We start from the raw sequence: 17,229 nt of genomic DNA, 5'->3' as shown, positions 1-17,229 counted from the left end.
GGCTCTAGAAGCGCCCGTTGATGCTGAACTGGAAGGTGCGGCCAACCGTGCTGTAGATGGCGCCGACCGCCTCCTCTTCCCACCGTTTATTGGAGAGGTTGTTGACGTTGAAACGCACATCGACCTCATCGTTGAGCTGATAGCCGACATACAGGTTGTATATGGCGTAGCCCTTGCGGTCGAGGTAGGCGTTCTGTTCGATCGTCGCCGGCACCGAACCGTTGAAGCGGATGGTGTCGGACTGCGTGTAGAAGTTCAGGCTGGTGGAGATTCTCTTGCGCGTGTAGCCGATCGTGGTGTTGCTCTGCCACTTCGGCGTGCCGATGCTGCCGAGATACTGCTCGGTGTCGCCCGCCAGACCCGTGGGGCTAAAGCTCGACTCGTAGACGCGGTAGAGGTTGCTGTTCACCGACACGCTGCCCCAGTCGCTCGACGACCCGAACAGCTCCGCCAGCTTTTTGCGATAGACGACGACGATGTTGGCGGCGCGCAGGTTGGTCTGAGCCAGGTTCAGATATGTGGACTGCCAGCCGTCGTTGACGCTGAACGCGCGGCTGGGGTTCGGCTCCGTCCCCGACGTGTACCGCGGAACCGAGCCGCAGGTGTTCAGACCGAACTGGCCGCTATTGTCCGGATAGGACGCGGAGTCGTAGCAGTAGGTCAGAAGTTGTTCCGCCGAGACGCGGGTCAGCTGGTCCTTCAGTTGGATGTCGATGTAATCGAACGACATCCGCAGGTTCGGCACGTAGCGCGGTTCAAGCACCACGCCCGCCGTCCAGCTTTCGCCGCGCTCCGGTTTCAGTTCATCGTTGCCGAAGCGGGCGCCCAGCACCGAAGGCGTGCCGGGACTGAAGGTGCTGAGGAAGGTTTCGGCTTCGGCGTTGGTCGATGCGTAGCCCGCCGCGCGAACAGCGGCGATACAGTTGGCCTTCCGCGTCGCCGGGTTCAGGCCCGAGTTGATATTGCCGACTGCGCAGGGGTCGCTCATCGACGTGAAGGAAGCCTGACCGCCCAAGAACAGCTCGACGCCGTCCGGCTGGCGAATCGAGCGGGTGACATTGCCGCGGAAGGTGATGTCGCGGATCGGCTGGAAAGTGGCGGCGAGCGACCAGATCTTCGACCAGTCGCCGTCGTAGGTCGGGCTGACCGTCGCACCTTGCTGGTTTACGAAGGTCGCGGCGTCGCCGGTCTGCTTGGACCAACGAACCGCCGAGTTGATTTCCAGACGTTGGGCGAACGGCAGGTTGAAGCCATTGCCCAGGACGGGGATATTCACCTCGACGCCGTATTCCTGCGCCTCGGTCTCGTACTGAGTCGCCGAGATCGCCGCCGATCGCGTGCGACCGTAGCGCGAAACGTCATCGACCCAGTAGTCGTTCTTCGTGGTGCGGCGTTCGGCGGCGAGCGCCACGCCCAGCGGACCGCCCGGCAGTTCGAACAGGTCCCCGGTCACCGAGCCTTGCAGGAAGGTCTGGACGTTCTCGAAGGCGTAGAACTGCTGAGCGGTGACGTAGTCTTTCGCCGCCTGCGTCATCTGATTGTAGCCGAACGGATTCAGCGGTTGGCAGCTGTCGATCATGGCCTGGGTCACGACGGGCTGGAACGGCTGCTTCGCGACCAGGCCATTCGCCGCCGGAGTGTCGGCCAGGTTGGTGACAATCACCGACGGGCTCTTGCCCAGATAGGCGGAAGGGTTGGTCTTGGCGCGGCAGGTGATGGCGCCGCTGCTGTCGCGAACGGTGTCGATCGCCAGCAGGTACTCCAGGTCCCGAATACCAGTGAACTCGACCTTACCATCAGCCTTGCCGTAGGTGTAGGACACGTCCCAGGTCCAGTTGCGGTGCAGGAAGTCGAAGTCGCCCTTCAGGCCTTGGGCGAAGTTGCCGATGTTGGTGACGCCGCGCTGAGGGTTGTCGCCCAGGATGTCCTGGTTGGTGCGCGACATGATGAAGTTGTTGGCGCTATTGACCGCGCCGCTGCTGCGCAGCAGCTGCTGCGACGTCGCACTCAGGTACGGGTTGTTGATGCTGATCAGAATGCCCGAAGTCTCGCTCCCGGCGGAGGTCACGGCGTTACCGGAAGCCCCATTTCGCGGCAGCACCGTTTCAACCGTCGAATAGATGTTCTGGCTGTAGGCCTTGATCCGGTCGTTGATGTCAAACGTCGCGAAGACCGTGAAGTTCTTACGGGTCTGCTCGTTTTGAATCAGGCTGTAGCGGCTGGTGTTATTGCCTTCGATTCCGGGCGCGGAGCCCAAGGTGCCTTGATCCTGCGCCCCGATATTGGCGAACGACCAATTTTCGGCCTCGCCGTTGGCGTTGAAGCGCACCGGCTTGGCGATGAAGGGGAACAACGCCCGAGTCGCCGGGTCCGTATTGGCGATCCGCGGAATGTTCGAATAGAGCGAGCCGACGATCAGGTTGATGTCGGTGTTCGGGTTCTGGGCCAGATACTCGCGCAGGGTCGGCAGCTTGCTCTGCAGCACGTTGATGGCGAGAGTGTTCTGCTGGGCGGCGGTCAGGCCGGCGGGCGGCGTCACGCCGTACCTGGCGAACACGGCCGCAGCCGTGACGCCGGTCGGCAGCGAGGTCGGCGCGAAGTTCGGGAAGGTGCCCGACGGCGCATTGGTGAAGTACAGGCCGTTGCCGGTGGGAATGCCGGGGACCAACTGCGAAGTCGAGCTGACCGAACCCGTCGGCAACAGACACGCCGTCACCCCGACGATCGTCGTCGGACAGGCCGCAGTGGAACTCGTCGGGGTAAACGCGATACCCGACGGATACTGCAGCGAGTTGCGCGTGAAGTAGGCGTAGGCCGTGGACGGGATGCCGTCGTCGGTGTTGCGCAGGAACGCCCCGTTGTTCAGACCGGCGATGTCAATCGCTGCGTTGGCGGCGAAGTTCGGGTTCCGCTTGGACCCGTTGAACGCATTGGTCACGCCGGTCGCGGCGTCGAGCGTCCACGGCCGGGCGTCGGCGTACAGGGCGTCGGTCTTGGTTTCTTCGAAGGCCAGGGTCAGGTTGGCCCGGTCATCCATCAGGTTCTCACCGTGGATGACGCTGAAGCTGTAGCGGTTGGCGTCGCCCTGCTCGGAGGTCCGCGCAGAGACGCGCGCCTCGCTGCCGACGTACTTGTCCTTGATGATGTAGTTTATCACCCCCGCGATGGCGTCCGACCCATAGGCGGCCGCGCCGCCGACGGTCAGGGTGTCGACGCGGTCGATCAACTGCGACGGAATGGCGCCGAGATCGACCTGGGAGCCGGCGTTGTTGCCGGTGACGAACAGCGTCGCGGCGTTGCCCGACACCTGACGGCGGCCGTTGACCAACGTCAGGGTGCGCTGGCTGCCCAGACCCAGCAGGTCGGCGAAGGCAGTGCCCAGGCTTGAGGTCTGGCCGCCGTTGCTTCCATAAGGACTGGCGCCGGCATAGACCATCGGCTGGCTCAGCACGATGTCGTAAGCATTGTTGAAGCCGCGCTGAATGATTTCTTCCTTGGTGACCTGCACCCCGGGAATCGTCCCGTCGAACTGCGGCCGCTTAATGCGCGAACCGGTTACGACGACTTCGGTCACGGTCTGAGCCGGTGCGGCTTCCTGGGCATGGGCATGACCCCCCAGTACGGCGGCCACTGCGGCGCCGGTTAGCAAAGCAACTTTCATCTTGTATCCCCCAGATACGCCTGTCCGCTTCCGCGGTTGTTGAAGAGCTGACACAATCGACTTGTAAATTGGAGTAGACCGCCGCCTGCGGCGCGACAATATTATACCGTGTCGCATTCCTGCATCATAAACGCCTGGTTGCTGACGTAATCGTATTTGTACCGCCTCAGCGGTACGAGCGCTTAGGCTCCCCCTTGTCGAGACCTGTCATCGACAGCCGCCTTTGGGGCCGGCTTTGGGCATGACGGATCGGAGGGGCGCTCCCTCGCCTTCGCACTCTTGGACGCCATCGTGCCTTGGCGGCGCGGAATGTGGATTCGGCCTAGTCGGCGACCGTCCAGCCGCCGGCGGAGGCGGCGCGCGCGGCCTCATTGACCGGGCGGGCGATCAGGCCGGACTGGGTGATCCAGACCTCATAGCGCGCGCCCTCGGCCATCGGCATATAGGCGGCCGAGCCGTAGAGGGTATCGGCGGCGTCGATGTAGCGCCGGTAACGCCGGATCGCGTCCCAGGCCTCGACCTTATAGGGCAGGGCGCCGTTGCGGGCGTTTTCCTCGATGGCCGCCAGATCATAGGCGCTGCGTTCGGCGGTCAACTCCTGTTCGACCGTGCGATAGCGACCCGACAGGCGTTCCAGCCGATATTGGGAATCCAGACCCAGCACATTGGCCCAAGGTTTCCACTTCAGCACCTGGGCGTCGATCCGCCAGTCGTCGCCGTGGACAGGATAGAGGGTCGCTGCGGCCGGCCTGTCCTGCGACAGGGGCGTCAGCTCGATCTCATAATACTGCGGCCCGAGGCGCCTCAGTTCCAGGCTCGCCACCGGACGTTCATAGGTCAGCCGGTCGTAGGTCTGAAGGTTCAGGCCGAACAGGGTCGCCAGGGACGCCAGCCAGAGGACGCCGCCGCCGAGCGCCGCGCCCGCCACGCCCCGCACCGCCCTGCCGCCGAACAGGGCGCGCAAGCCGCGGACCAGCAGAACCAGGCCAATCAGGGCCGCCGCCGCCGGTAAAATCCACCACCACCAGATCATCGCTCTTCCCCCCGTTTTCCGCCCGCCGCAGACCGGCAAGCCAGACCATACTCATCAGAAGACGCGAAAGGCCCAAGAGTTTCGTGTGACTGCCGTTTGACGCAGCCTCGGTCGCCGCTAATGCTGCGCCGCATGAAACTTCCCTCGAGCCAAAGCTGGTCGCGGTTCAGCGATTTTGTGCGCACGCCCTCCCTGGCGCGATCCGTCACCGGCCTGCTGGTCCTGGCCTTCGTCCTGCTGCTGACGGTCAACATCTCGACCTTCGTCATGATACAGCGCACCGCCACGGTTAACGATGCGATCGAACACGCCCAGCAGATGCGCCGCCAGTCGCGCACGGTCCTGATCTCCATGCTGAATGCGGAGACCGCGCAACGCGGCTTTCTGCTGACCGGCCGCAGCGATTTCCTGACGCCCTTTGAGGAGGCGCGCGCGGAGCGCGAGCCTGCCCTGGCGTTTCTCGAAGAAGGCGCGGCGGCCGACCCGACGCTCCGGGCGCCGGTGGCCCAAATCCATAGGCTCTCCGACGCCAAGCTGAGGGAGATGGAGGCGACCCTGGCCTTGGCGCGTGAGGGCCGCATAGGCCAAGCGATCCAGACGGTGCGGTCCGGCGAAGGCAAACGCTATATGGACGAGCTGCGCCAGACCATCGACGATTTCGACGCCTTCAAGTCCGCGCGCATCGCCGAACGGACCCGCGTGTCCGAGCGCGCCGCCATGATGACCGTGGTGATGAACGCCATCACCGGCCTGCTGGTCCTGGTCCTTGCGCTGCTCTCGGCCTGGATGGTGCGGCGCTATGTCGGCGAGATTCAGCACGCGCGCGAGGAGGTGGCCGCCATCAACGCCGGCCTGGAGGACATGGTGCGCGACCGCACCGCCGCCCTGACCCGCGCCAATGAGGAAATCCAGCGCTTCGCCTATATCGTCAGCCACGATCTGCGCGCGCCCCTGGTCAATGTGATGGGCTACACCTCCGAACTGGAGCAGGCCGGAAAGATCATCGAGCGCGGGCTGGCCGAGGCCGAGGCGGAACGCGAGGTGTCGGCCGACATCGTCACCGCCGTGCGCGAAGACATGCCCGAGGCCCTGGGCTTCATCCGCGCCTCGACCGAAAAGATGGACCGGCTCATCAACGCCATCCTGCGCCTGTCGCGCGAGGGGCGTCGCAATCTCCTGCCGGAGACCCTGGACATGACCGCCATGGCTCGCAACATCGCCGACAGCGTTCACCATCAGACCGAGGCCGCCGGCGCCCAGATCCTGGTGGAGGCCCTGCCGTCGATCGAAAGCGACCGCCTGTCGATGGAACAGATTCTGGGCAATCTGATCGACAATGCGGTCAAATATCTGGACGCCGGCCGCCCTGGCGAAATTGTCATATCCGGCGAAGACCTGCCCGGCGGCTGGGTCGTCTACCGGGTCGCCGACAACGGTCGCGGCATCGCCGCGCGGGACCACGAACGCATCTTCGAACTGTTCCGGCGCTCCGGAAAACAGGACCGAAGAGGCGAGGGCCTGGGCCTGGCCTTCGTCCGCAACAGCGTTCGGCGCATCGGCGGCACGATCGATATCGAGTCCGAGCTTGGCAAGGGCTCGACTTTCCTCCTGAAATTCCCCAAACGACTGATCCTGTCGGAACCTGGAGGCGTACTGTGACGCAAGCCGTCAAAATCATCATGGTCGAGGATGACCACGGTCACGCCAAACTGATCGAAAAGAACATCCGTCGCGCCAACATCAGCAACGAGATCAAGCATTTCGATGAGGGCGGGGCCGCTCTGGACTATCTGTTCAGCGCGGAAATCCTGGCCAACGGCCCGCTGCTGATCCTGCTGGACCTGAACCTGCCCGACATGTCGGGCACGGACATTCTGGAAAAGGTGAAGGCCGACGACCGTTTGAAGCGGGCGCCCGTCGTGGTTCTGACCACCACCGACGACAAGGTCGAAATCCAGCGCTGCTACGACCTGGGCTGCAACGTCTACATCACCAAGCCTGTCGATTATGAGTCCTTCGCCGGCGCGATCCGTCAGCTGGGTCTCTTCCTGTCGGTCATGCAGGCGCCGGAGATTTAACGATCGGACTGTCCGGCCCCATCCGTCTGCTCTACATCGACGACGACCGCGGCCTGTCGCGGCTGGTCGAGAAGGAACTGACCCGCCACGGCTATGCCGTCACCTGCGCCCCGGACGGCGACGCGGGTTTGGAGCTGCTCGCCGCCAACGAATACGACATCTGCGCCCTGGACCACTATATGCCCAGCCGGGACGGTCTGGACGTCCTGCCGGACATCCTGGCCCTGCCCGCCCCGCCGCCCGTGGTCTATGTGACGGGGGCCCAGGACGGGCGGATCGCCGTCGCCGCCCTGCGCGCCGGGGCGGCGGACTATGTCATCAAGGACGTGTCCGAGGACTTCACCGCCCTGCTGCGGTCGGCCCTGGAGGACGCCCTGCTGCGCCGGCGGCTTCAGCGCGAGAACGAGATCGCCCAGGAAGAGATTCGTCTGGCCCGCGACCGCGCCGAGGCCATGCTGCGCGAGGTCAATCACCGCGTCGGCAATTCGCTGCAGCTGGTGTCCAGCTTCATGTCCCTGCAGATGCGCCACATCAGCGATGAAGGCGCCAGAGAGGCCCTGCGCGAATCCCAGGCCCGGATCGAGGCCGTGGCCCACGTCCATCGCCGCCTCTACACCTCCGGCGACATGAGCCGGGTGGCCATGGACGAATATCTGCAAGGCCTGATGGACGAGCTGTCCAAGTCGCTCGGGCCCGGTGAAGGTTCGCCGCGTCTGGTCATCGACGCCGCTCCCCTTTGGGTCACGACGGACCAGGCCGTGTCCCTGGGCGTCGTCGTCGCCGAACTGGTCACCAATGCGGTGAAATACGCCTATCAGCCTGGGCAGGGCGGGGAGATACGCATCAGTCTGAAGCCGGACGGCGAGCATCGCGCCCTGTTGACGGTCGAAGACGACGGGCCGGGTCTGGGCGACGGAACACCCAAGGGCACCGGCCTGGGCGGCAAGATCATTTCGGCCATGGCCTCGGGCCTGCGCTCAGCCGTCGAGTTCGACGCGGCGCACAAGGGCGTGCGCGCCAAATTGGCGTTCGACCTCTAAGGTCGGATCTGCATCATGCTCCAGTTCGGCCTTCGTAATCCCGCGCTCGACTATCGCCACCGCGCCACGGCCTTCGGCGTGGTGGAGCGCGACGGCCTGATCGCCTGCGTCCGGGTCGAACGAGCGGCCGGCGCCTATTTCGATCTTCCCGGCGGGGCGGTGGATGGCGAGGAGACCGAGGTCGAGGCCCTGGTGCGCGAGTTCGTCGAGGAAACCGGCCTCTCTGTGACGCCTCTGAACCGCATCGCCGAGGCGGGCCAGTATCATCTGAAAAGCACCGGCGAGCCCCTCTGCAACGTCGGCGGCTTCTGGACCGCGACGGTCACGGCCGAGAACCCCCAGGCCAAGTGCGAGGACGATCACACCCTGGTCTGGCTGGACCCGACCGTGGCTTTGTCGCGTCTGCGCCACGACTCCCACGCCTGGGCGGTCGCGGTGTGGCTGCGTCGGGCAAGCTGAGCCTTACGGAACGGCCCGGACCCGCTCCCGTTTCTCCTTCACCTTGCAGCGCCATCGCGGCGTCGCTCGAAACAGGAGAATTCCCATGCCAGATCAAGACCGTATTGAAGGCTCCGCCAAGAATGTCGGCGGCAAGATCAAGGAAGGCGTCGGCAAGATGACCGGCGATTCCAAGCTTCAGGCTGAGGGGAAGGCGGACCAGGTCGAAGGCAAGGTCCAAAACGCGGTCGGCGGCGTGAAGGACAGCCTGCGCGACAATCGCAACTGACGCGACCGACTATTTAAAGACGTTCAACGCCGTCCGCAGTCGCGGGCGGCGTTTTCGTTCGGGTCAGTCACCCCATAGCTTCAGCGTCAGCCCCTTGTCCTGGGGCGCCCCAACCGGTCGGCATTCCGAGCTGAAGCCGCCCCGTTCGGGACGGGGGCGGCAATCCACCTCCTTGGGCCGGGGAGAGTCGGTCGGCGCCCGCGACTGGGGGCCGCACTGCAGGCCGTAGGACGAGCCGCCCTGGGCCGCCTGGGCCATCTGGCAGTCGCCCGCCATCCCCTCAGGGCGCAGGGCGTCGGGCAGATCCGGCCCCAGAGCCAGGGCCAGCTGGGCGCGAACCTCGGCCTGACAGACTTCCAGCGATCTCGCGCCGCGCAGCTGCGGGCTGCACCGCGCCCGCTCATAGCCGAACGGATCGGCGAGACCCCATTCCGGAACATTGTGGGCGGGACGCGGCGGCGGGGCTTCGGCGGCGGGCGGCGCCTCCCACACCACGGTCGGAGCGGCCTGTTGGGCCAGAAGCAGCAGGGCGAAGGCGACGAGCATTCTCAGGCCTCTTTGCACTGTCGCCAGGGCGGTTTCGCCCCGGACGCGAAACCTACCTTGTCAGCGCCCGCATCGCCTTGTCGAGCCCTTCCAGCGTCAGGGGGAACATTCGGTCATCCATCAGCTCCCGCAACAGGCCGACCGAGGCGGTGTAGCTCCAATACCGTTCCTGCACCGGGTTCAGCCAGACCGACTTGTCCCACTGCTGACGGGCCCGCTTCATCCACACCGCCCCGGCCTCCTCGTTCCAGTGTTCGACCGAACCGCCGGGCATGGTGATCTCATAGGGGCTCATGGTCGCATCGCCGACGAAGATGGCGCGCCAGTCGCCGGGGTATTTGTGCAGCAGGTCCCAGGTGGCGATCCGCTCGGTGTGACGCCGCCGGTTGTCTTTCCAGACGCCTTCGTACAGGCAGTTGTGGAAGTAGAAGAACTCCAGGTTCTTGAACTCGGTCCGGACGGCCGAGAACAGCTCCTCCACCAGCTTGATATGGCCGTCCATCGATCCGCCGATGTCCAGGAACAGCAGCACCTTGATCGTGTTGCGCCGCTCGGGCCGCATCTGGATGTCCAGCCAGCCCTGGCGGGCCGTGCCGTCGATGGTGCCGTCGATGTCCAGCTCTTCCGCCGCCCCTTCGCGCGCGAACCGGCGCAGGCGACGCAAGGCAACCTTGATGTTGCGCGTGCCCAGTTCGACCGTGTCGTCCAGGTTCTTGAACTCGCGCTTCTCCCACACCTTGACCGCCCGGCCATGTCGTCCGGGTCCGCCGATCCGCACGCCTTCCGGATTATAGCCGCCGTGACCGAAGGGGCTGGTCCCGCCCGTGCCGATCCATTTTGAGCCGCCGGAATGGCGTTCCTTCTGCTCCTCCAGCCGCTGTTTCAGCGTCTCCATCAGCCTGTCGAACCCACCGAGCGCCTCGATCTGGGCCTTTTCCTCGTCGGTCAGATATTTCTCGTTCAGCAGCCGCAGCCAGTCCTCGGGGATGTCGGTCGTCAGATCTTCGCCCGCGCCGACAGATTCGACGCCCTTGAACACGGTCCCGAACACCTGGTCGAACCGGTCATAGTGTTTCTCGTCCTTGACCAGCACCGCGCGCGACAGGTGGTAGAAGGTCTCGACCTCGCGGCCCGCCAGATCGTGATCCATGGCCTCCATCAGATGGAGCCATTCCTTCATCGACACCGGAACCTTGGCGTCGCGCAGGGCGGTGAAGAAGGGCAGGAGCATGGGCTCTTAATGCCGCAAAGCCGAAGCTTTAGGGAGCGACTTTCTCTGTCGGGAGGCTGCGCGAGAACATGATCGCGCCCACGAGGTTTGTGGGCGTATCGCCTTCTGACGGTCCCGTCACACGCCCCTTGAAACTCCATTCGCCTTGATGGGTCACCAGAACGAGTGTGAGCATGGGACGACCGTCGATCTTGATATCATAGCCGGCGACGCGCTGGGCCGGGGCATCGTTGATGGTGGCTGTAATCAGCCCCTCGGCGTGGGGCTTTGCATCCGGCCATCGCTGCACAATCGCGTTCATTGTGTCTTGAATTATGGCTTCCTCGCTGAAGTATCGCGCATAGCGTGTGGCGTAGCTAGTGAAGTTAACTTCCAGCAGGCGCGTGTTGCATCCCACGTCCTCACCTTCCCCAATCGAGGCTGCAGCGGGGTAGATGGTGATCTTGTCGTATTCCGGGTCTGAGAAGGCGCACACCATGCCGCTGGCTTTGTGACGGACCGTGGGGGTAGCGTCGGTGGTGATATTCTCGAAATAGCGTGCCGCATTGGCCGAGGCGATCAACTGGTCGGCGTAGGATCGGGCGGTGGCGATCTCCTCAACATTCGGCGGTTTGTTGTCAGGCGCCGTGTCTTGAGTATGGGCTGCTGTAGAATAGGCAGCCAGCAATAGCGCAATTGCAGCGACGCGGTTTGACACCGTGAACTCCTCCCTTTTTTTAAGAAAAGCACGCAGCTCGCCGAACGTCTATCCGCGCCGCAAGATGAACTCGTGGTCGCGCCAGGCGCCGACCGGGTATTCATATTCGCCCGCCTTCTCGAACCCATAGGCGGCGTACAGGCGCTGGGCCTTCTCGTTGCCGCTCCAGACGCCGATCCAGAGCGGCCCCTGGGTGTGGGCCTCCATCCAGTCCAGCGACAGGGTCAGCAGCTTCGTGCCCAGGCCCAGACCCTGGGCGGCCTTGGATACATACAGGCGGCGCAGCTCCATATGGTCCGGGCGCGCCTCCGGATGGGGCAGGCCGTTGGGGCCGGCGTTGGCGAAGGCCAGCAGTTCGCCGTCCCGCTCGGCCACCCACCAGGCTGCGTTGGGTTCGGCGAGCTTTTTCCGCGTCGGCTCGGGATCGAAACTGGCGTCCAGAAAGGCCGTGAGGTCCGCCTCGGGATAGGGAATGCCGAAGCCGGTCACGAAGGTCTCGACGAAGGTCCGACGCCCCAGGACGCCCAGGGCTTCGGCGTCTCCAGGGCGGGGGGTGCGGATCAGGATCTCGGTCATGACCCGCCCCTTAGCCTCAGAAGCCGTCCAGCGCGACCTTGCCGATCGTCGAGCCGCTTTCCAACTGGCGATGCCCGTCTAGAAGGGTCTCGACCGAAAGCCGGCCCAGGTTGCGGGTCAGGGTGGTGCGGATGGCGCCGGCGTCGACCGCCTCCGACACGGCGTTCAGGATTTCGTGCTGCCGGATCATGTCGGGGGTCTGGTGGACCGGCCGGGTGAACATGAACTCCCACACGAAACCGGCCGCCTTCTGCTTCAGCAGTTCGACCGGCAGACCCTTGAAGTCGTCAATGGCGCCGATGACCCCCTGGGGCGCCACGGCGCGGGCCAGGGCCTCGAAATGGCCGGCCGTGTGGGTCAGGGATGCGATATATTTCGGCGCCCGTTCGCCGGCTTCCGTCAGGGCTTCGTCGATGGGGCGGGAATGGTCGATGACGGCGTCCGCCCCCTGGTCCAGGCACCATTGACGGGTCTCAGGGCGAGACGCGGTGGCGACGACACGCAGTTTCGTCATGGTCTTGGCGATCTGGATCAGGATGGACCCGACCCCGCCGGCGCCGCCGACGATCAGCAGGCTCTCGTCCTCGTCCCGGTCGGCCTTCATCCGGTCGAACAGCAGTTCCCAAGCGGTGACGGCGGTCAGGGGCAGGGCGGCGGCCTCGGCATAGGTCAGGGACTGCGGCTTGCGACCCACGATCCGTTCGTCCACCGCCTGACGCTCCGCGTTCGAGCCGGGGCGGTCGATCTGACCGGCGTAGAAGACCTCGTCTCCGACCTTGAACAGGCTGACCTCCGCCCCGACGCCGATCACCACGCCTGCGGCGTCGTAGCCCAGGATGCTGGGCTGGTCCGGCTGCCGACTGCTGCGCACCTTTGTATCCACGGGGTTCAGGCTGACGGCCTTGACCGCAACAAGCAGATCCCGCGGGCGCAGGTCCGGCTCGGCGGCCTCGAACGCGATCAGGGCGGCGGGGTCCGAAACGGGGCGGGGGCCGGTCGTGCCGATGGCCTTCATGACAATGCTCCTTGGCTTGTGTCGTCGCGTCCCACATCGCCTTCAGCTACATTCGGCGCAAGAACGGCATTTTTCTGTATGTAGTACCCGAATGGATACCGTCTTTTCCGAAACCTTCGTGGCGCCGCCTCGAAACGTACGGCCGGGTGAATGCGTCGTCGACGCCGCCCTCAACCTGATCGGCGGCAAGTGGAAGGGGGTGATCGTCTATCATCTGCTCGACGGCCCCTTGCGGTTCAGTCAGGTGAAACGTCATCTTCCCGGCGTCACTCAGCGGATGCTGACAAAGCAGTTGCGCGAGCTGGAGGCGGCGGGACTGGTGCATCGGACGGTCTATGCTCAGGTTCCGCCCCGCGTCGATTACCGCCTGACCGAGGCGGGTCGGACGCTGTCTCCGGTCATCCTCGCCCTGCGCGCCTGGGGCGAGGCTCATCTGCGCATGGAGGCTGAGACATGAGCGGCCTTCCGCCCTCGACGCCGGCCCATGCGCCGGTCGCCCCCCATGCGGTGCGCGATCCCTTGGCCCACCAGTCACTGGAAGGCGAGGATTTCGCCTGGGCGACCTGCGCGGTTCGGGGAAACGCGCGCCGGACCTGTTCGGGCAAGGTTGTGTCCGCGCTCGAGGGCGGTTACGACCTTGAAGGACTAGGCCGCTCCGCGGTCGCACACGTCGCCGCGCTCGGGGAGGATTAGGACGTATAAGGCCTTGAAACCTTAAGCTTCGTCCCATCGCCATGTCAGCCCCCGCCCTGTCCCTCGATTCGACTGAAGAGACCGCCGTTCAGGTGGGCGGCTCTGTTGGCGCGCCTGCTGCGAGCGGCGTGCGGCCCGGCGCCATCATCCTGACGCGCCACGGCGAACCCGCCCTGTCGCGCAAGTGCCTTATCACCGCGCGTGAGTACGGGGACTGGTGGGCGAAGTACGAGGTCGGCGGTCTGCTGGCGGGCCAGACGCCGCCGCCCGAACTGGTCGCCGCCGCCCAGGGCGCCGGCGCCATCTACGCCTCCACCCGCCAGAGGGCCCAGGAGACGGCCGCCGCGGTCGTCGCCGGGCGGGAAGTGATGTCGGACGTCATGTTCATCGAGGCGCCCCTGCCGCCGCCGCCCATTCCCGACTGGATCAAGCTGTCGCCGAAATGGTGGGGGGTGGTGTCGCGCTTCTGGTGGCACGCCTTCGATCATCACGGCGGCCAGGAGACCCGGGCCGAGGCGGAGGTCCGCGCCGAACAGGCCGCCCAGAAGCTGATCGCCCGCGCCGAAACCGGCCAGGACGTCCTGGTCTTCGCCCACGGCTATTTCAACCATATGGTCGGCGCGCGTCTGAAGGCCGACGGGTGGAAACTGGTGCATAACCAGGGCTTCAAATACTGGTCGCAACGCCGTTACGAAAAACGCTAGCCGCATAACCGTTGATGCGGGGCGACCGGGTCTTTAGGGTCGCGCGCCATGACCGACGCCGCACCCGCCATTCCCGCCGACCTCAGCTTCGAAGACGCGCTTCAGCGTCTGGAGACCATCGTCTCGCGCCTGGAATCCGGCCAGGCGCCGCTGGAGGAATCCATCGCCCTGTACGAAGAGGGGGCCCGGCTGAAGGCCCATTGCGAAGCGCGTCTGAAGGCGGCCCAGCTGCGGGTCGAAAAGATCGTGGTCGGGCCGGACGGCCAGGCCAAGGGCGTCGAGGCGGCGTCGTTCGAATGAGGCCGCATCGTCCTCTTGCGGCCAAGGGCGGTCGATCGTCTTGAACCGGGTCATCGCCGCCAATTCGCCCGAGCAGGCCGTGATCGACCGGGTCGCCGAGGTCGCCGATCTGGTGACGGTGGCGCTGGATGAGCTGTTGCCGCGCGCCGAAGGGCCGGAATCCCGCCTGACCGAGGCCATGCGCTATGCGGCCCTGGGACCGGGGAAACGGCTGCGGCCCTTCTTCGCCCTTGAGGCGGCGCGGCTGTTCGACATCGACGCGCGGTCGGTGCTGCGCGCCGCCTGCGCCCTGGAATGCGTCCATGCCTACAGCCTGGTCCACGACGACCTGCCCTGTATGGACGACGACGACATGCGGCGCGGCCGCCCGACCGTCCACCGCGCCTATGACGAGGCCACGGCGGTCCTGGCCGGCGACGCGCTTCAGACGGCGGCCTTCGACATCATTCTGCACGAGGACACCCACGACGATCCCGCCGTCCGCTGCGAGCTGGCGGCGCGGCTGTCGCTGGCCTCGGGCGCGCGGGGCATGGCGGGCGGCCAGATGATCGACCTCCTGGGGGTTCGCGACGACCTGGGCGGGGTCGCCCGGATGCAGCGGCTCAAGACGGGCGCCCTGTTCGCCTACGCCTTCGAAATTCCGCTGATCATCGCCGAGGCTTCGGCCCAGCATCAGCACGCCCTGATCAGCTTCGCCCACGACGTCGGCCTGGCCTATCAGATCGTCGACGATATTCTGGACGCCGAGGGTTCGGCCGAAGAAATGGGCAAGGCCGCCGGCGGCAAGGACGCGGCCTTGGGCAAGACCAATTTCGTCACCCTGCTGGGGCTGGACGAGGCGCGACAGAGGGTCGCGCTGTTGTCCGATCAGGCCCGCGCCCATCTGGAGTCCTTTGGCGATGAGGCGGAAATCCTCAAGGCGAGCGTGGACTTTGTGCTAAGGCGCCGGTCCTGATACGAAACGTCGACCGCCCTCGCGGGTTGATTGATCAGACTTCCAAGGTTTTCCCGGCTGATGCCCGACACCCCGCTCCTCGACACCGTCAAGTTTCCCGCCGACATGCGGGGCTTCGACATCGCCCAGCTCAAGCAACTGGCGGAAGAAGTGCGGGCGGAAACCATCGACGCGGTTTCGGTCACGGGCGGCCACCTGGGCGCGGGCCTTGGGGTGGTCGAGCTGACCACGGCGCTTCACCATGTGTTCGAGACGCCGAAGGACATTCTGATCTGGGACGTCGGTCATCAGTGCTATCCGCACAAGATCCTGACCGGACGTCGCGACCGGATCCGCACCCTACGCCAGGGCGGCGGCCTGTCCGGCTTCACCAAGCGCAGCGAGAGCGAATACGATCCCTTCGGCGCCGCCCACGCCTCGACCTCGATCAGCGCCGCCCTCGGCTTCGCCGCCGCGCGCGACCAGAAGGGCGAGAAGAACAAGGTGGTCGCCGTCATCGGCGACGGCTCCATGTCCGCCGGCATGGCCTATGAGGCGATGAACAATGCGGCCGAGGCCACCAGCGGCCAGCTGATGGTCATACTGAACGACAACGACATGTCGATCGCCCCGCCGGTGGGCGGCATGAGCGCCTATCTGGCTGGCCTAGTGTCCGGCGGCGCCTATCAGAACGTTCGCCGCCTGGGCCGTTCGTTCGCCCAGCACCTGCCGCGTCCGTTCCGCAACGCCGCCAAGAAGGCCGAGGAATACGCCCGTGGGATGGTGACGGGCGGCACATTCTTCGAAGAGCTGGGTTTCTACTATGTCGGCCCCATTGACGGCCACGACATGGAGAACCTGGTCCCGATCCTGAAGAAGGCGGCGGCGATCGAGGACCGGCCGGTTCTGGTCCATGTCGTGACGCAGAAGGGCAAGGGCTACGCCCCCGCCGAGAGCAGCGCCGACAAACTCCATGCCGTGGTCAAGTTCGACGTGGTCTCGGGCAAACAGACCAAGGCCGTCTCCAACGCGCCCAGCTACACCAAGGTGTTCGGGACCGAACTGATCAAACACGCCAAGGCCGATCCGTCGATCGTCGCCATCACCGCCGCCATGCCCTCGGGCACGGGGCTGGACCTGTTCGGCCAGGCCTTCCCCGACCGCACCTATGACGTCGGCATCGCCGAACAGCACGCCGTCACCTTCGCCGCCGGCCTGGCCGCCAACGGGATGAAGCCGGTCTGCGCCATCTATTCCACCTTCCTCCAGCGCGGCTACGACCAGGTGGTCCATGACGTGGCGATCCAGTCGCTGCCGGTGCGGTTCGCCATGGACCGGGCCGGACTGGTCGGCGCCGACGGGGCGACCCACGCCGGATCGTTCGACATCGGCTTCATGGGGGCCCTGCCTGGCATGGTGCTGATGGCCGCCGCAGACGAGGCCGAACTGGCGGGCATGATCTCGACCAGCCTGGCCATCGACGACCGCCCCAGCGCCTTCCGCTATCCGCGCGGCGACGGCGTGGGCGTGGAGATTCCGGAACTGGCCGCCCCGTTCGAGATCGGCCGCGGCCGGATCGTGCGCGAGGGGACCACCGTCGCCATCCTGTCCCTGGGCACCCGACTTCAGGAATCGCTGAAGGCGGCCGATCTGCTGGCGGCGCGGGGCGTGTCCGCCACCGTCGCCGACGCCCGCTTCGCCAAGCCGCTGGACGCCGATCTGATCCTGCGCCTGGCCCGCGAGCACGAGGCCCTGATCACGGTGGAGGAGGGGGCCATGGGCGGCTTCGGCGCCTTCGTCCTGCAACTTCTGGCGGAGAAGGGCGCTCTGGATCGCGGGCTGAAGATCCGCACCCTGAACCTGCCCGACGTCTTCCAGGACCAGGACACGCCGGCGGCCATGTACGCCCAGGCCGGGCTGAACGCCGACCATATCGCCGCCGCCGCCGTCCAGGCGCTGAGGCTTGCGGCGGCGCGGGCCGTTCGCGCCTGACG

At 65.7% G+C, this 17,229-nt stretch carries 18 protein-coding genes; 11 read left to right on the top strand and 7 right to left on the bottom strand.

From position 1 onward, the window contains the following. Window positions 1–4: 4 nt before the first annotated feature. Both AC07XS_RS01460 and AC07XS_RS01455 read right to left on the bottom strand, forming a co-directional pair. Window positions 5–3,661, bottom strand: a complete 3,657-nt coding sequence (locus AC07XS_RS01460; RefSeq protein WP_182713275.1) for a TonB-dependent receptor domain-containing protein — start codon at window positions 3,659–3,661, stop codon at window positions 5–7. A 322-nt stretch (window positions 3,662–3,983) separates the two neighbouring features. After that, window positions 3,984–4,694 (bottom strand): hypothetical protein, encoded by a 711-nt coding sequence (locus tag AC07XS_RS01455; protein ID WP_054766493.1) that lies wholly within the window; start codon window positions 4,692–4,694, stop codon window positions 3,984–3,986. Window positions 4,695–4,826: 132 nt separating this feature from the next. Between AC07XS_RS01455 and AC07XS_RS01450 the strand changes: the two genes are divergently transcribed. From AC07XS_RS01450 to AC07XS_RS01430, 5 genes are all read left to right on the top strand, one after another. After that, entirely contained in the window at window positions 4,827–6,353 is a 1,527-nt protein-coding gene (locus AC07XS_RS01450; RefSeq protein ID WP_321207933.1) for a CHASE3 domain-containing protein, read from the top strand. Further along, complete coding sequence (locus tag AC07XS_RS01445) at window positions 6,350–6,772, top strand: response regulator (RefSeq protein WP_224761032.1); 423 nt, start codon at window positions 6,350–6,352, stop codon at window positions 6,770–6,772. Before AC07XS_RS01450 ends, AC07XS_RS01445 begins: the two co-directional genes overlap by 4 nt. A 2-nt stretch (window positions 6,773–6,774) precedes the next feature. Then, window positions 6,775–7,812, top strand: coding sequence for a histidine kinase dimerization/phosphoacceptor domain -containing protein (locus AC07XS_RS01440; protein ID WP_182713333.1), 1,038 nt, complete (start codon window positions 6,775–6,777; stop codon window positions 7,810–7,812). Window positions 7,813–7,827: 15 nt separating this feature from the next. After that, window positions 7,828–8,271 (top strand): NUDIX domain-containing protein, encoded by a 444-nt coding sequence (locus AC07XS_RS01435; RefSeq protein WP_182713277.1) that lies wholly within the window; start codon window positions 7,828–7,830, stop codon window positions 8,269–8,271. Between the two features lie 85 nt (window positions 8,272–8,356). Then, window positions 8,357–8,539 carry a CsbD family protein gene (locus AC07XS_RS01430; RefSeq protein WP_182713278.1) on the top strand — a complete coding sequence of 61 codons (183 nt, stop codon included), beginning with the start codon at window positions 8,357–8,359 and terminating at the stop codon, window positions 8,537–8,539. A gap of 63 nt (window positions 8,540–8,602) precedes the next feature. Here AC07XS_RS01430 and AC07XS_RS01425 read toward each other — a convergent pair whose 3' ends face one another. The 5 genes from AC07XS_RS01425 to AC07XS_RS01405 are packed head-to-tail and all read right to left on the bottom strand — an operon-like array spanning window position 8,603 to window position 12,604. After that, on the bottom strand, window positions 8,603–9,085 hold the full coding sequence (locus AC07XS_RS01425) for a hypothetical protein (RefSeq protein ID WP_182713279.1): 483 nt from the start codon (window positions 9,083–9,085) through the stop codon (window positions 8,603–8,605). A gap of 52 nt (window positions 9,086–9,137) precedes the next feature. Further along, a complete protein-coding gene (locus tag AC07XS_RS01420) occupies window positions 9,138–10,316 on the bottom strand; it encodes a vWA domain-containing protein (protein WP_182713280.1) in 1,179 nt (392 codons plus the stop codon). 28 nt (window positions 10,317–10,344) lie between these two features. Then, window positions 10,345–11,013, bottom strand: a complete 669-nt coding sequence (locus AC07XS_RS01415; RefSeq protein ID WP_152950845.1) for a hypothetical protein — start codon at window positions 11,011–11,013, stop codon at window positions 10,345–10,347. Window positions 11,014–11,061: 48 nt separating this feature from the next. Next, a complete protein-coding gene (locus AC07XS_RS01410) occupies window positions 11,062–11,589 on the bottom strand; it encodes a GNAT family N-acetyltransferase (RefSeq protein ID WP_182713281.1) in 528 nt (175 codons plus the stop codon). 16 nt (window positions 11,590–11,605) lie between these two features. Further along, window positions 11,606–12,604: a zinc-binding alcohol dehydrogenase family protein gene (locus AC07XS_RS01405; RefSeq protein ID WP_182713282.1), complete on the bottom strand. Its 999-nt coding sequence runs from the start codon at window positions 12,602–12,604 to the stop codon at window positions 11,606–11,608. Window positions 12,605–12,695: 91 nt separating this feature from the next. On the opposite strand from AC07XS_RS01405, the gene AC07XS_RS01400 reads away from it, so the two are divergent. The 6 genes from AC07XS_RS01400 to dxs all read left to right on the top strand — a co-directional run bounded on the left by AC07XS_RS01400 (window position 12,696) and on the right by dxs (window position 17,227). Continuing rightward, window positions 12,696–13,061 carry a winged helix-turn-helix transcriptional regulator gene (locus AC07XS_RS01400; RefSeq protein WP_191554408.1) on the top strand — a complete coding sequence of 122 codons (366 nt, stop codon included), beginning with the start codon at window positions 12,696–12,698 and terminating at the stop codon, window positions 13,059–13,061. Continuing rightward, window positions 13,058–13,297 (top strand): hypothetical protein, encoded by a 240-nt coding sequence (locus AC07XS_RS01395; protein ID WP_321207934.1) that lies wholly within the window; start codon window positions 13,058–13,060, stop codon window positions 13,295–13,297. The genes AC07XS_RS01400 and AC07XS_RS01395 overlap by 4 nt, the downstream gene beginning before the upstream one ends. A gap of 41 nt (window positions 13,298–13,338) precedes the next feature. Next, complete coding sequence (locus tag AC07XS_RS01390) at window positions 13,339–14,001, top strand: histidine phosphatase family protein (protein ID WP_182713283.1); 663 nt, start codon at window positions 13,339–13,341, stop codon at window positions 13,999–14,001. 48 nt (window positions 14,002–14,049) lie between these two features. After that, window positions 14,050–14,301 (top strand): exodeoxyribonuclease VII small subunit, encoded by a 252-nt coding sequence (locus tag AC07XS_RS01385; protein ID WP_054766482.1) that lies wholly within the window; start codon window positions 14,050–14,052, stop codon window positions 14,299–14,301. A 79-nt stretch (window positions 14,302–14,380) separates the two neighbouring features. Beyond that, window positions 14,381–15,256, top strand: a complete 876-nt coding sequence (locus AC07XS_RS01380) for a polyprenyl synthetase family protein (protein ID WP_152951165.1) — start codon at window positions 14,381–14,383, stop codon at window positions 15,254–15,256. Between the two features lie 60 nt (window positions 15,257–15,316). After that, on the top strand, window positions 15,317–17,227 hold the full coding sequence (dxs, locus tag AC07XS_RS01375) for a 1-deoxy-D-xylulose-5-phosphate synthase (protein ID WP_494732644.1): 1,911 nt from the start codon (window positions 15,317–15,319) through the stop codon (window positions 17,225–17,227). Window positions 17,228–17,229 lie beyond the last annotated feature (2 nt).

It is taken from the genome of Brevundimonas sp. GW456-12-10-14-LB3, from assembly GCF_059424365.1.
Note: the sequence above shows the minus strand (reverse complement) of the source record. Positions and strands in the feature narration are given on the sequence as shown.